Origin of the sequence: Aeromonas sp. ASNIH5, from assembly GCF_002902865.1 — a bacterium.
GTDB classification, from domain to species: Bacteria; Pseudomonadota; Gammaproteobacteria; order Enterobacterales; family Aeromonadaceae; genus Aeromonas; species Aeromonas caviae.
The window spans coordinates 3,678,889-3,693,933 of the sequence record NZ_CP026122.1 but is presented as its reverse complement, the minus strand read 5'-3'; the positions used below and the strand labels follow the sequence as shown (position 1 = coordinate 3,693,933).

The 15,045-nt window shown below is 59.8% G+C and carries 8 protein-coding genes; 1 reads left to right on the top strand and 7 read right to left on the bottom strand.

What is annotated here, in order from left to right:
• Positions 1-186: 186 nt before the first annotated feature.
• Together rlmD and amt are read right to left on the bottom strand one after the other, a co-directional pair.
• On the bottom strand, positions 187-1,539 hold the full coding sequence (rlmD, locus tag C2U30_RS17365; protein ID WP_045523151.1) for a 23S rRNA (uracil(1939)-C(5))-methyltransferase RlmD: 1,353 nt from the start codon (positions 1,537-1,539) through the stop codon (positions 187-189).
• Between the two features lie 231 nt (positions 1,540-1,770).
• Positions 1,771-3,198 (bottom strand): ammonium transporter, encoded by a 1,428-nt coding sequence (gene amt / locus C2U30_RS17360; RefSeq protein WP_010673021.1) that lies wholly within the window; start codon positions 3,196-3,198, stop codon positions 1,771-1,773.
• Positions 3,199-3,731: 533 nt separating this feature from the next.
• On the opposite strand from amt, the gene C2U30_RS17355 reads away from it, so the two are divergent.
• A complete protein-coding gene (locus tag C2U30_RS17355) occupies positions 3,732-4,100 on the top strand; it encodes a VOC family protein (protein ID WP_045523149.1) in 369 nt (122 codons plus the stop codon).
• Positions 4,101-4,771: 671 nt separating this feature from the next.
• Here the strand turns inward: C2U30_RS17355 and brxL are convergent.
• The 5 genes from brxL to C2U30_RS17330 are packed head-to-tail and all read right to left on the bottom strand — an operon-like array spanning position 4,772 to position 15,033.
• Positions 4,772-6,862, bottom strand: a complete 2,091-nt coding sequence (brxL, locus tag C2U30_RS17350; RefSeq protein ID WP_103244184.1) for a BREX system Lon protease-like protein BrxL — start codon at positions 6,860-6,862, stop codon at positions 4,772-4,774.
• 5 nt (positions 6,863-6,867) lie between these two features.
• Positions 6,868-9,396: a PglZ domain-containing protein gene (locus C2U30_RS17345; RefSeq protein ID WP_103244183.1), complete on the bottom strand. Its 2,529-nt coding sequence runs from the start codon at positions 9,394-9,396 to the stop codon at positions 6,868-6,870.
• Positions 9,393-11,201 carry a DUF262 domain-containing protein gene (locus C2U30_RS17340; protein ID WP_103244182.1) on the bottom strand — a complete coding sequence of 603 codons (1,809 nt, stop codon included), beginning with the start codon at positions 11,199-11,201 and terminating at the stop codon, positions 9,393-9,395. Before C2U30_RS17340 ends, C2U30_RS17345 begins: the two co-directional genes overlap by 4 nt.
• Positions 11,198-13,144 carry a hypothetical protein gene (locus C2U30_RS17335; protein WP_199767291.1) on the bottom strand — a complete coding sequence of 649 codons (1,947 nt, stop codon included), beginning with the start codon at positions 13,142-13,144 and terminating at the stop codon, positions 11,198-11,200. The genes C2U30_RS17340 and C2U30_RS17335 overlap by 4 nt, the downstream gene beginning before the upstream one ends.
• Positions 13,141-15,033, bottom strand: a complete 1,893-nt coding sequence (locus C2U30_RS17330; protein ID WP_103244181.1) for an Eco57I restriction-modification methylase domain-containing protein — start codon at positions 15,031-15,033, stop codon at positions 13,141-13,143. The genes C2U30_RS17335 and C2U30_RS17330 overlap by 4 nt, the downstream gene beginning before the upstream one ends.
• Positions 15,034-15,045: the final 12 nt, after the last annotated feature.

Below are 15,045 nucleotides of genomic sequence, written 5' to 3'. Positions count from 1 at the left end.
ACGCCGACCTCCCTGCCTGGTGGCTCTGCCGACCACGACCATAAAAAAACGACTCCCTCAGGAGTCGTTTTTATCAGAGCCATCTGGCTAACGCCACGCCCTCGGCCCGATCAGGCTTTCGCTGGCAGGCTCAGGCAGGCGACCGCTTCCACCTGCATCGCGCGAGGGGAAGATCCCGAGCGACGATCAGGCCTTCGCTGGCAGGCTCAGGCGAGCAACCGCTTCCACGTGCATGGAGTGCGGGAACATATCGACCGGCTGCACCTCGTCCAGCACGAAGCCCTGCTTGACCAGCCAGGCGAGATCGCGGGCCAGGGTCTGGGGGTTGCAGGAGACATAGACCAGACGGCGCGGCGCCATGGCCACCAGGGTCTGCAATACCGCCTTGTCACAGCCCTTGCGGGGCGGATCCATCACCACCACGTCGGCACTCACCCCGTCGGCATGCAGGGCAGGCATCAGCTGCTCCGCCTTGCCCACGTGGAACTCGGTCTGCTCGATGCCGTTGAGGGCCGCATTGCGACGGGCGTCGCTGATGGCGCTCTCCACCGACTCAATCCCCACCACCTTGGCGGCCTTGCCTGCCAGGAACAGGGAGATGGTGCCGATGCCGCAATAGATGTCGAACACCGTCTCGCTGCCGGTCAGCTCGCAATACTCCAGCGCCTTGGAGTAGAGCACGTCGGTCTGGCTCGGGTTGTTCTGGAAGAAGGAGAGGGGCGAGATCTCGAATTCGAGCTCGTGGATCTTGTCGCGGATCACACCGCTGCCCAGCAGCACCCGGTTCTTGTCACCCAGGATGCGGTTGGTGCGTGCCTCGTTGATGTTCTGCACCAGAGTAGTGACCGGCAGATCTGCCAGGGCCGCCAGCAGCTCGGCTTCGAACGGCAGCGCTTCGCCCAGGGTCACCAGCACCACCATCAGCTCGCCGCTCTTGAAGCCCTTGCGGGTCATCAGGTTGCGCACGCAACCGGTGTGGGCCACCTCGTCATAGGCCGCGATGTCGTGCTCGCGCATCCAGTTGCGTACCCGGGCATTGAGCTCCACGTGCAGCGAGTCCTGCACCGCGCAATCATCGGCGGTGATGAGGTCATGGGAGTGCTTGCGGTAGAAGCCGATCTCGGCGCCCGCCTCGCTGCCACGCACCGCGTACTGGGCCTTGTTGCGGTAGGCAAACGGCGTCTCCATGCCGAGGATGGGGTTGACCACGGCCTCACCCAGCCCGACCTGCTCCAGTGCGCTCTGCACCAGGCTCTGCTTGAGGGCAAGCTGGGCCGGATAGGCCAGCGGGCGCACCTGGCAGCCACCGCATTCGGTGTTGGGGCAAAAATCCGGCACCCTGTCGGCGGACGGCTGGGTCAACTCGACCAGCTTGCCGTGCAGGTAGTTCGGTTTGACCTCGGTCAACTCGACCAGCGCCTGCTCACCGGGCAGCAGACCCTCGACAAACAGGGGGCGATCGAACAGGCGACCCTTGCCATCCCCCTTGTCGGTCAGTTCCAGAATATCGATCTGATGTTGGTGTCCCACTAACGGCATGAGCGGCTCCGAAGGCATGAAAGAGAGGGTGACGACGGGGCAGACCCGGCGACCCCGAATAAAGGGTGGCAGAGTTTAGCGGAGATCCGCCCAAAATGCAGGCATAAAAGACCCTGCAAACACAAATAGCGACCCCGGCCACCAGCGGCCCGGTCCGGGCAGCCTGGCCAACCCGCCCCAATAAAAAAACCGCCGGACGGGGCCGGCGGTATGACATTCATGGCAGCAGGATCAATGGCTGTAGGCTTTCTCGCCGTGGCTGGTCACGTCCAGCCCTTCGCGCTCGGCATCTTCCTTCACCCGCAGACCGATCAGCAGGTCCACCAGCTTGTAGGCCACGGCCGAGACCAGGGCGGTCCAGACCACGGTCACGCCCACGCCGATGACCTGTACCTTGACCTGGGCCAGGATGGAGTATCCCTCGGCCACCTGGTTGGTCACATAGTCCCACACCCCGGTGCCGCCCAGATCCGGGCTGGCGAACACCCCGGTCAGCACGGCCCCCAGGATCCCGCACACCCCGTGCAGGCCGAACACGTCCAGGCTGTCATCGGCCCCCAGCAGACGCTTGAGACCGTGCACGCCCCACAGACCGGCCACACCGCTGAGCAGGCCGATGATGAGGGCGCCCCCCACACCGACGAAACCGGCGGCAGGGGTGATGGCGACCAGGCCCGCCACCGCACCGGAGACAGCGCCAAGCAGGGAGGGACGGCCCTTCATCGCCCACTCGGCAAAGGTCCAGGAGAGGGCGGCAGCGGCCGGTGCGATCCAGGTGTTGGCGAAGGCCAGGGCCGCCGTGCCGTTGGCTTCGAGGGAAGAGCCAGCGTTGAAGCCGAACCAGCCGAACCACAGCAGGGCGGCACCGATCATGGTCATGGTCAGGCTGTGGGGGGTCATGGGGTCACGGCCATAGCCAACCCGTTTGCCCACCATGAAGGCCCCAACCAGACCGGCCACCGCAGCGTTGATGTGCACCACTGTGCCGCCGGCGAAGTCCAGAGCGCCGTGCTGGAACAGATAGCCTGCGGTGGCACCGGCCGCTTCGGCGGCGGCCGCATCCGTGTAGGCATCCGGACCCGCCCAGTACCACACCATGTGCGCCATCGGGATATAGGCGAAGGTGAACCAGATCACCGCGAACAGCAGCACCGCCGAGAACTTCATCCGCTCGGCAAAGCCGCCGACGATGAGCCCGCAGGTGATGGCGGCAAAGGCGCCCTGGAACACCACGTAGATGAACTCGCTGATCCCGACCCCCTTGCTGAAGGTGGCGGCGATGGAATCCGGCGTCACCCCCATCAACAGCACCTTGTCGAAGGAGCCGTAGAAGGCGCCGCCCTCGGTGAAGGCCAGGGAGTAGCCGTAGACCACCCAGAGGACGGTGATGAGGCAGAACAGGGTGAACACCTGCATCAGCACGCTCAGCATGTTCTTGGCGCGCACCAGGCCGCCGTAGAAGAGGGCGAGGCCCGGCACGGACATCAGGATCACCAAGGCCGCCGCCACCATCAGCCAGGTATTGTCCCCCTTGTTGATGGTCACGGTCGCGGCCGCCTGTACCACATCGGCCTGCGCGGCCACCTCTTCGGCCCAGCCCGGGGCGGCCATGGTGGCGGCCAGCGCCAGCAGGCCAGTCATTACGAGTCTCTTGAACATACAGCCCTCTCCTTGTCGTCCCGGCATCCGGGTCCATTTCCTGATATGCATTTCCAACCTGGCCACCTGCCCACCGTACCTGTGTGGCTCACGGAGACATCATGGCGACATGACATGGGGAAAGCATAAAGCAGGCCAAGAAAAATAATCCTTTTATTTCATGGTGTTATGTTTTCATCACATTCAACACGCACCATCTTGGCGCACGATGCCCGGTTACAGGGGGAAAATCGCACTTTGGCTGTGCATTGCCGGGAAAATGCACCAGGATGACCCAACCACCTCACAATGACGGGGCGAACCCGTGGTGATGTCACCTTGGCAGGCTTATCTATCCCGCTAAGGTATTTATGAAATAAATGAAATGGGCCATACCATGGTGAAATCAAATGAGGCTGACGGCCAATATCCCCCCACCCGAGGGGCACAAGCACGATAAGAGTGCAAACTCGCGCCATTCGTCTGGCTTGCCCCGAAATGCCCGGTCATACTGGCAAGCCATCTTCCCCTGTTCCCAGCGCCGCGAGGAGCCCATGCCTAATCTCAACGTGACCGAAATCAAGGCCTTCGTGCCTGCCCGGGATTTCACGCTGTCAAAGCAGTTCTATCAGGATCTCGGCTTTACCCTGGCCTCCGATGGCGACGGCGTGGCCTATTTTCATCTCGGCAACGCAAGCTTCCTGCTGCAGGATGGCAACCCCCCGGGGCTGGCCGAGCAGCTCATGATGCACCTCCTGGTGGAGGACGTGGCCGCCTGGCAGGCCCAAGTGGAGGCGAGCCAGGTCGCCGCCCGCTACGGCGTCCGGGTCACGGAGCTCGTCACCCAGCCGTGGCGCATGAAGGAGTTCTGTCTGTACGACCCCTCAGGCGTGCTGTGGCGTATCGCGCAGAATATCGACTGAGGGGATGGCAGTCCGAGAGGCTGATGGCCTGACAGCCTGTGGGTCTGAAGGTCTGAAGGTCTGAGGGTCTGAGGGTCTGAGGGTCTGAGGGTCTGAGGGTCTGAGGGTCTGAGGGTCTGTGGGTCTGTGGGTCTGTGGGTCTGTGGGTCTGTGGGTCTGTGGGTCTGTGGGTACACCTCTTAGCACCGCCCGGAAAAACAAAAGGCCATCCGCGAGGATGGCCTTTTGTCATGGAATCTGATGGTGCCCGGGGTCGGACTCGAACCGACACGTATTGCTACGGCGGATTTTGAATCCCGAATCAACGGTTGAGTTAAAATTCTGGCAGTTATAAGCCGTTGATTCAAGCTGGTTAGGTTGATTTTGGTTAGGTATGGTTTTAGCTGGTTTGCACTGAATTACACGAAATTGCACGAAAATAGAGGCACCAAAAAGGGACTCAAATTGAGGCATCATACTCAGTACCCTAGGGATCAATATCAAAGACTAGGCAGGCCTTTCTTCAGCTATCTATCCGTAGCATGTTGATGGTCATGTGCCACATCGTTACCAAATTACCTCCTGTTGCCCACAAGCCAGAACTGACTGGAATCGACGACCAACTCGATGAGATCATCAGCTAAGTGACTTGGTGGAAAGCAGAGGTTGCTCTGCTTCTCTACCCTTCCAGTTTACGCACGGAAGATATCCACCTTTGTTTCAAGGCACTTGCGCAAGCTCAGGTCGTTCGCCCCCACCTCGAACCTGCCTCCTGGCTTCTGGTAGAAGTCGAGGCCACGCCCGATCTTGATGACCCAGTTGTTGTCCAGGCGGATCTCTCTGTCATGGATGTTCGGGTTTAGCTTCACCTCCAACTCGACATCCAGCTCCAGCAGGCTCTGCTTCAACTCATCAAGCTTCTCGGCGATATCGGCCAACTGGGTTTTGTCATCGTAGCCAGTGATCAGGCTGATCTTCTTCACAGTGCCGGCCTTCAGCACCGTTTCGCAGAAGCGCACGAAGTTCTGAATTTGGTGTTGCAGCCGGATGTACGGATCTTCGATCACGACAGACTTCGCACCCTGCAGATACGGACCGATGATCGACTCATAGCTGTACCCGGTATCGCCATAGAGAATGGTGAAGTGCTGTTCCTTGAGTTCGACCAGTGGCCGCGAAATTACAATAGGGGCCGGTGATATCGGTGCCGGTACTGCTGGAGATTCCGTAGTAGCAGGCACCGGTTGCTCAGTGGGTTGCACCGCAATCACCTCTGCAGGCTGCCCATCCGCCTGATTCAAGCGACGGCGAGCTGGCTCCTGTGTTGCCGATGCATCCTTGGACTCAGGGCAGAAGACCACCACCTCCTCACCGCTGGCCTTGAAGTAGGACAGATTGATCCGGGCAAACTCGTCATCCGGTTTGCGCTTGTTCATCTGCTCCTTGACGCGGCGGCGGCACTCGGTGGCATAGGCCACGTATTCCTCAAACTCCTCGTCCGTGGGTGGCCCATTTGGATGCAGGACCTTCAAGAACGCACAGACGGTTTTCTTGATACCTTTTTCGTCGCGCCCCTCGATTGATTTGCCGAGCCGAATGCGCTTGCTCACTTCCTCATACCGATTCGTGTGCTTGAACTGGTAGTGGAAGGCCTCGGCCAAGTAATCGGTGATGAATCCGTAGTTGCTCGTCAGAAACTCGCTACTGTTCTTCGGCATCTCCCAGCCCGGGATATAGGCAGCGAAACGGTCCATCACAGCCAAGTCGAGCTCTGGCGGCAACGGCTGGAAAAGATCGTGCTCGTTGGAGTTCACCACCTGCTGCACGGACACGTCGATGTTGCCAACGAAGCTCAAACTGGCATCAGCAATAACCTCAGCCCCGCGCGAAAAGCGCCCGTTGGCCATGAAGTCCTTCATGATCTGGATGGTGTCCGGATCGCGCACTTTGATCCCGCCAACCTCGTCAAAGGCAACCGTGTCCCAGAAGCCAACCAAGCCCACCTTGCGGCGCGCGTTGTTGTAGAACAGCGTTGCCTTGGTCGCTTGGCCGCCCGAGATCAAGGTGGCGTAGGGCGAGAATTCACTGAAGAAATAGGACTTGCCGGTACCGCGTGGTCCCAGCTCGATGTAGTTGTAGTTGGGCTCAACCAGCGCAGCCAACCTGGCGATGAAGTGCATCTGCACGCGCTTCGAGAGCTTGCTGGGTTCCAGTCCCACAGAGCGTAACACCGCCGCGAGCCACTCATCACGCGTGAATGCCCCGCGCCCCTCTGCATAACGGTCGAAGTCAAAACGAGTCAGCTGGATCGGCCGCAGATCCTCAATGGAAAACGCATAGTCGTCTTCATCTATATCGTTGTGTGCCAGGGTCACTTCCGCCCAAATGCCGCCTTCCAGCAACCTGTCGTTGTCGCGGTAGAACTTCTCACCAATCGCGATACGTTGCGAGTTGAAGTTCTCCAGTGATGCCCAGTGGCGCTTTTCCTTTTCTACGTAGCGAACGTGAACCTTGTCGATGAACCGGTGCTTGCCCTTGGTGGCCACCTTGGACTGCGCCGCATTGGCCTCGTCGGGCCGCACGTAGTTTTCCTGCAGCGACGACAGCACGGCCTCCATGCCGGCGTCCATCTCTGCCTGGTCATTGCTGGCGCAATACTTGGCGAGCAGGAACTCCAGGACGAACGTCGGGACGTTGGTGCCTTTCTTGATTCGATGCAGCAGATCCTTACGAAGGACTTTGCCGTCGAAAGTGGCGTTTAGTTTTTGGTCGAGTTCGTCCATAGGGCTCATTCCGTATAGTCGGTTTCAAGCGCCAGATTGCTATAGGCCGACAGGGTTGTTGGATTCAGCGCCTTGACCGAGAACTTGCCTCTGAACTCATCATCCATTCGCAGCGCAATCTGCTTGCGCTGACCTGGCATCAGGGTCACGGTTCTGGTTGCGGGGTTCACATCGCCGCCTAGGCGTGGCTCTCCCACCACATTGCCCTTGCTGTCTTGTGCTTCCAGTAAGATCTCCACGCTCATGTCTTGCGAGAACATATCGTCGGCCACCAGTATCACTTCGATGACCGGCAATCTCGTGGTTATTCGTTTGGCGCCATTCTTGTAGCTCAGCTCCACCACCACCTTGCGTAATTCCTCATGGGCGGCGGTATCCAGCCTAGCCACCAGCACCGGCACGACGGCCTCGGCCAGGGATGCTCCGCCGTGGAAATACAGGTGCCCTGAGCGATAGGGAGCCATGCTGCGAGGTAGCGCCACTTGGGTGAAATCACCGCGAATGCCGAGCTTCTCTGCACTGACCACCAGACTGTGACCATCCGCTGTGCCGTCGCCCAACATGATGCGGTCATGGGCGTTCACCGGCCATTTCCCTTGGGGTTTCACACACACATCGCCAGCCTCCGCTTGTGCGTTCAGGAAGAAGCCATGGTCGGTGACGATGACCGCCTCTTTGAAGCCCATACCACGCAGCTTGTGCAGCGCAACCCGAATCAACTTCAGCGTGCCGGGGATCAGCCCCAGTGTTGTCTCTGGATTGCTCTCCAGTTGGCTATCGATCTCGGTGGAGCGCAGCACCAGCAGGTCGACGGTTTCGGCAAACTTCGGATTGCCGCGTACAAATTCGTTGAGAGGCATCTCCTCGAAGCGGTCGCCGTACTTTTTGCTCAGGACGCCCATTCGCTGCGCAACATTGCTCACCGGTGCCCCTGCCAGCTTCGGCACCAGGGAATCGTTCTCCAGCGATAGGGTTAGTCCCGTGCGAGCACTCGGCAGCAAGCTCGCCATGCCCACCAGAGTGATGGTCGGTAGCTGCGCATAGGCCGCTTGCAGCTCGACGGGACCGTCTTCCGCCAGCAGCTTTTCGAGGGCCACGCCCAACTCGTAACGCAGGGCGTCCACCATCAGGTAGGCCACCTTGCGCCCGCTTTCCTTGAGGCGATCTGCCACAAGGCGATCAAAGGCATCGGCGTTGGCCAGTCGCCCAGTCGGCGGCCATCCCGTAGTCTCGACGTGCTTCACGAACACGCCCTGGACCTTTTCGGCCAGGCGCCGGTAGCGGGCCCGAGCCTGGCCGATAACCTCATGCATCAAGCCATGTGGGTCAAGGAAGTCGCCCGCCGCTTGCTCAAACTCGCGCTGCAAGCGATCTGCCTCGCGTAGGCTGCCCAGGTAGAAGTCGACGAGCTCCGCTTGCGAGCGGGAGTGATCCGGTAGCTGGCGCTCAAAATCGTCGCAGGCCTCAACCAGGCTCAAGCCAGACCGCACCAACTCCCACTGGGCCTGGCTTTCGCCCTTGCCGAGCCATACCGAGCTCTTATGGCGAGTGAGCACACGGCGCGTGGCATCGGTGTCGCCGCTGACAATGCCGTTGATCGCGGTGCGTAGGAAGGTCCGCTCTTCGAAGGGGAAGGTGTCGCGCTCGCCCAGGTCTTCAATCGCACCGCACAGATCGGTCAGGTTGAGTTCCGCCTCGGTGGTCTCGGCGCGCTCGATGTATATCGCGCGTGACTTCGGGTCGCTGCGCAGACGGTCGCACACATCCTCGACGATGGGTCTAGCTTCCATCGGTGCGTGCGGCACATCCTTCAGTGTGTCTGGCAGTGCCACTGGCAAATCAAACACGAATTCACTGAACAGCACATAGCGCCACAGTTCATCCGCCAGCGCGGACCACGTCTTGCCGCGCGTCTTCACGCTCAGACCCAAGGTGGCGCGGAGGAAGTCGCGTGCTTCCTGCACCCAGCCTTCCTGCCCCTTGAGCGCTTCGGATTGGCTGGTACTCGGGGCCAGCAGTGCGGCCAGAATCTCGCGGCCAGACTCCACCCGCAGCGTGGCTCGCAGCTGGGGCCAACTCACGCCGCCGCCAATGGCATCGATCACGGCAAAGGTCGGCCCAGAGGGAGAAGTGGCAAACACCTGCCGGATCTCGGTCGCGTGATCCGGCCTCGCGCGCAGGCACAGGCTCAGGTATTCGTCGCCATCGTCTTGCGGGAACACCGCGCCGCATTCTGCGTACAGGGCGAATGGGTCAGCCTGCTTTTGCTCGTCGGTTGCGGGTCGCTTGGTGGGCACATAGATCAGCACACCTTCCAGCGGTGCCTTGGGCTGCCCCACTTCGCGCAACGCCAGCAGTGCCGACTCTCGGCTTTCAATGCTACTTTCAGACGCATCCACCACTCGCACCTTGTCGGCGGCGAAATCGAAACACTGCTCGCGGTAGCGCTTGTCGGCGTCGTATACCACCAGGGCACCCGCTTGCTTCAGGCGCGGCCGCAGCACGCTTTCTCGAATGAATTCGGCAATCGTCATTTGTCACCCCGCAGGCTCAGGATGGACATCACCTCCTTGAGCATCTTTTCTGTTCGCGCCGTAATGGCGGCCTCGTTCCAATCATCTCGGCTGGCCAAGTCGGCATTCAGGTACAAGCCGTTGCGGTAACCGATGAAGTCGCCCTGGTCGTTCTTGCGATCGCGCTTCTTCAAGAATTCCATCGTACCGAGCTTGGAGTTGTAGCCACTCAGGGTCAGGTTGCCGAGCTGGTGAGCACAGCGCTCGCGAATGGCAGACGCAGTGCCTTTCTGGTCCCCTTCGAGCATCGTCACCCAGCCCGGTCCCAAGTTCTCGGTCTTCGGCAGGATGTGTTCGACGGTGAATACGGGGCGATCGTTGGGGTCATGCGCCCACAGGTCGCGTTTGTTTTCCCGGGTTTGGTGGGTCTCTTCCAGCTTGCACAGCATGAACCGCGTGGCCTCGTAGTTTTCGAGATACACGTCGCCCTTGAGGCACGACTCGCAAACCTCCTGCGGGGCTGCCCGTGCCAGCAGCCAATCGCTGGTCTGCTGGACGAAGCCGTCCAGCGTCTTGGTTTTGCCTTCTCGAATCTGCGTCAGTAGGTGGCCAACCAGTTCCATGAACATCGGGTCGAGTTCGCGGGTGGGTGGCATATCGGTGAGGTTGCGCCAGAAGAACCACTTGGTGAACAAAGCGGCCAAGCGGCTCAATGCGTCGCCCTCATTCCACTTCTGGCTCTGCGCGACCTGGCTGGCCCACAGCAAGAATGCATAAGCCGGCGCGGCCCCCAGGCGCTGCAGGTCTTGCAAGGCAGATGCGGCGGCATCTCCCCATTCGCCGCGAGCCACGCCAGGGTTGAGCAAGGCAGAGTAGGTTTTGCCCTTGGCCTGCAACGCGCCGAACAGCCAGACCGGGCGTTTGCGCAACAGGGTGTCGTAGATGGTGATCAGGTTCGAACGCGTGGCGCGGGTGCAGCCTTTGACCTCGACCCGCTTGAGGTATTTGAACATGTTGTAGAGCTGGCGCAGGAAACGCTCCTGCACCGCCGGATCGGGCAACAGGTCGATCAGGTCTTTCCACTCGTCAAATGCCCGGTCGATGCCATAGTCCGGACGCTTGTCCAACTCGGCCAGCAGGTTGTTCTTGATGATGTCGATGGCCGAGAGCGGGATGCCCCGGTTGTTGATCGACTCGAACAACATGAAGGCGTCGGAATGGCTGCGCACCTCGATCTTGACCAGCATGGCCGCTTTGAGCTTTTCCAGCAGCGCCAATACGCAGTCCTGGCTCAGCCCTTCCAGTCGCTCGCAGAAATAACGGTAGGCGCGTGCAATGCGGCGGTTGCCGAAATTGCTCAAACCCTTCGGTGCTTTCACCTGCTTGGGGAACAGATCGCTCAGCACCTTTTGGAAATCAGTCTTGTTCTGTGCTTGCTCACTGGGTTCCAGACGCCACTGGCCAGAGGCGCGGACGAAGATGCGACTTTCCAGGTTGTCCAGCTCCACCAGCAGACGGCGATCCGGATTCGGAATGGCATTCAGCTTGTCGTAGAACGCACAGAACAACAGGCTGATCGTAGTGAACCGCTGCTGGCCGTCGATCAGCTCCAGTCGGCCACCGGCCATGCCGTCTTGCTGGGTGTTCACGCAGATGATGGAGCCCAGAAAGTGCCCACTGGGCGACTCCTCCAGGTCATTGAATAGCGCGTCCCAGTTCTTGCCGCCCCACACGTACTCGCGCTGGTACTTGGGAATGAAGAACGACGTGGTCCCGTCGGGGCTGAAGTAGAAGCTGACCGGCAGCGCTTTGACGTCCTGAATCATTCAGTGCCTCCGGCCTTCTTTCTGCCGCGCGTTTTCTTCGGCGCTGCCTCCGGCTCGACGTAGAGATGCTCCAGCCCATGCGCGATAGCCAGCGATTTGTCGGCCTTGCACTTCTCTCGCACGCGTTCTGGCCAATAGTTCATGGCGAGCATCGCCCAGTCGTAGTCACCTTTTTCCAGCTTGGCCCAGGTGTCTTTTAGCACCTTCTGCCAAGGTTTTTGGCGGAACAGCGGCCACAGCGGCGCAGCGCTGATCTGCACGCCGTCGTCGTGGTTGGGCTTGTAGGTGGGCGCGAGCTTGAGCAGGGTGTCTCGCAGCTCGATCAACTCCAGCTCGAAGGCTTGCAGCGCCTCGAACTGCTTCTCATCGTCACGCGTGCGGGCAGCAGCCTTGTTGCGCAGCGCCATCACGTCATCGCCGACCTGCTTGAGTTTGGGTTCGACAAAGTCGTTGATCGCGGTGTAGAGCGTCTGGCTGGTGAGGCTGGGGTAATAGACCCACAGCGTGTAGCTGCCGGAGACGGTCGATAGCGGCCAGTAGATCGGCGCTTTGCGGCGGCTTTTGGAATAGCGCTGCAAGTGGAGGGGGAAAAACTCGCGCTGCAGCCAGCGGCGCACGTCGGGCGGCACGGGAGCCTCGATGCGCACGAGAACCTCCTCCATCAAGCGCGGCAGGTCGTGCGGATGGCCGGGGTCATTGACCAGAATGCCCGCATGAGTGTGGAATGGGGCGTCACCGTCAGGCAACATCCCGGGACTCTTGGTGGATAGAGGGGCGAAAGGATCGAAGTCCCCAGGCAGTGCTCTCTCTCCAGTGACCATGCTAAGGTCAAAACGACCAAAGGCAACACCCAGCGCCCAAGAAAGCACGTGCTCGAAAGACCCTTGGTCAATGTGATCTTCGGATTCCTCCTCTCCTTCTTCGAGCCCTTCCACTATGAGATTTTCTTGAGCACTCCTAAGTGTATTGGCGATCAAATCAGCATCCGACTTGGAGAACCCATACACCAATTCAGCAACTAAATCGATCTCACCCAAAATAGCTTCTAATTCACGATCAGCCTCAGAGCATGCATCCCGTTTCATACCGGGCAGTCTTGGCATGCAGAAGTGATGCGATGTTTCATCGCAGGCGAGCCCTGCGATCTTGATGCTGCATGCCCTATAAAAGCTCTCGGTGAGCTTTCGCTTGTCTTCAATTCCCGGCTCGAGAAAAGGCAGTCGAGAAACTATTCCCACCACGTACTTTGGGTGTTCAAATCGCTCCGAACACATACGCAGCAGGAAAGTTGTCGCCTGTGAGTTAAGTAAAGCTATTGTCCAAGGCAGATCTTCGCTGGCTGTGAATGCTTGATATCGGCTGGCACTAAAAATGCAGCCATCTGGAACGGCAGAGGGAGAAAAACGATTCGATCGAAGTGACCAGCTGAACCCTCGACGATAGTAAAGGTCGGTCGATACAATGTTTCTTGACCAGCCGGAGTTGCCGTAAAGACTCGACACCCATGCTTTCAGCTCTCGCCCGTCCGACTGATAATTCAATACCAGATCGAGTTCTGCGACAAAGGCGGATCTGCCGCCCCCTTTCAAAAACGGGTACCAGCGCGCCGGGCCTAGTTTTCTGTCTACAGGCCTTTCGTCTGGCGAGACAATTGACTGCGCCTGAACCTCCCACCAACAGCGCACAAAACGAAAATCATCTGCAGTAGAAAGTCCCTGCCTCGCGATTCGCCCATCACTTTCGAACGGTTTTAGACTTGTGAACAGTCCACGAATTGAGGATGTTGCCCAGTATGCAAAGGGTGCTCCCGGCACCATTTTGAACTCTTCAGGATCGACGGAAAAAATGTCAGGGTCCGCGGCTCCTTGGTTGAATCTCCTAACCTTTTCGAGAAGGTCAATTGTCTTTTCACTGGACGGCACTGATCTAATGAATACTGTCACTTGAGTTTCTCCAGCGTGTACGCCGCGGCTTCGACCATCGCATCATCCATGATGCCCATTCCTAGGTCACAAACTGCTTCCGGCTTTGATTGCGCAAGCATCACCTCCTCTCTCCATGACTGGAAGCTTGACAAAAAGAAGCAGGTACGCGAGGTGATCGCGCCAATTCGTCCGCCAGAACGTAGCAAGTCCAGTCCGCGCTCAACCATAATGGCCAATAGATCGTTCTTGCTTCGAGGGTAGGCTTTTGTGAGTTGCTCTTTGGTATTCGCGGTCAGCGCACCGAAGGGCGGATTCATAACCACCACATCAAACACTTCACGGCACAGATCGATCAGACGCAGCCCCTGCAAGGCATCCTGCGCAAACAGGCGCCCCTGGTACGTTGACTTCGCAGCCTGGGCAAACTCAGTGAGTGCCGTGCGCAGACGCGCCTCCGCCTGCTGCCAGTTCTCTTGCTCCTGCTCGGCAAACAGGCCCGTGCCTTTGCCCACATAGACCTGGCGGATCAAATGCGGCAGCTCGCGTTCGACCTGGAGCAGTACCCCCAGCTCCGGCAGGCCCTTGAGCAATTGCAGGGTCTTCTCGAATAGCTCGGCGTCGCGTTGGTCGAGGTTGGCGGCAAACTGCTCGCGCAGCTCACGCTCTGCCGGCGGCGCAATCGCGGCGACCACATGGCCGCTCCCGATCAGCGGGCGGTCTTTCGCTTTGACGCCAGCATCATGCCAGGCACGCTGCGCCCGCAGCCACAACGCCAACGAGGCGATCTGTGCGGCACGCGGGTCGATGTCCACGCCGTAGATGTTGTGTTCGATGATCAGGCGTGGCACATCGCGCAGAAATGCCGCCTCTTCCCCGTAGGTCTGGCTCAATGGCTTGAGCGCAGCCTGGGGCTGGGTGGAAACGTCCAGCGAGCCGGGACCGTTCTGTTGCTCCCAGGCCCAGGCTTCACGGTAAATCTCGGCGAAAAGATCGAAGGCATAAAGACCGAAGTGCATGGAGCCACAGGCCGGGTCGAGCAGCTTGAGTGTGCGCGGGTCACGCAGCTTGGTAGCGGCTTGGGGCGTTTCGTCGGGTTTCACCAGCAAGTATTGGCAGCGCTCCCTCAGGCCTGTGGCACCGCCGGTGGCGTTGAACCAGAGACGGCCCAAGGTGTTGTCCACCAAGAACTCGACCACGTAGCGCGGCGTGAAGAACTGGTTGCGCACAGCCAGTTCGCGGCTGTTGCGCGGCGCCTGCGACGCATCGCGCATGGCCTTGCGCTCTTCTTTGGAGTTGAAGTACTGGTAGATCCAGCCGATGGTTTCATCCTCGCGCCACAGCGGGGCGATATCGGCATCGTTGATCAGATTCAGCACTTGCAACAGCGCCGCTTCGCGCGGGAACAGGCGGCCCTGCGGTGAGTAGCGGTCGAACAAGCCCGGCAGGTCTTGGGCGAGCTCATCGAACACGCTGAACAAGTACACGCGGTAGGCATCGCCGGTTTCGCCCAGGCCGGTGCCAGCCAGCCGCGCGTAGAGCTGAAAGCCCTTGGCCTGGAAACCGTTGCCCACCGATTCGACCAGCAGTCCGCGCGCCTCGGCCATGCGCAGTGCCGCCAGGCGGTTGAGCACGGTAAAGGACTGCTCGCGCACGATACGGTCCAGCCCCTGGGTAGCATTCATGTCGCCGCTGGCGGTGTAGTGCGCCAGGGTATCGCGCAGGATGCGGGCGGTTTCGCGCTGGGCGTCGTTGATATGACGCAGGCTAGCCAGCTCCGCTACGGCACCCGAGTTCGGGTCCATACCGTAGTCGTTCTGCAGCTGGCGGGTGAACTCCTCCTCCAGCACACGGCGCGCGTCGTTAACGAAGCGCTGCAGACGGTTTCTGGTTGTTTGGTCGAAAGCCATGTATGCCTATCT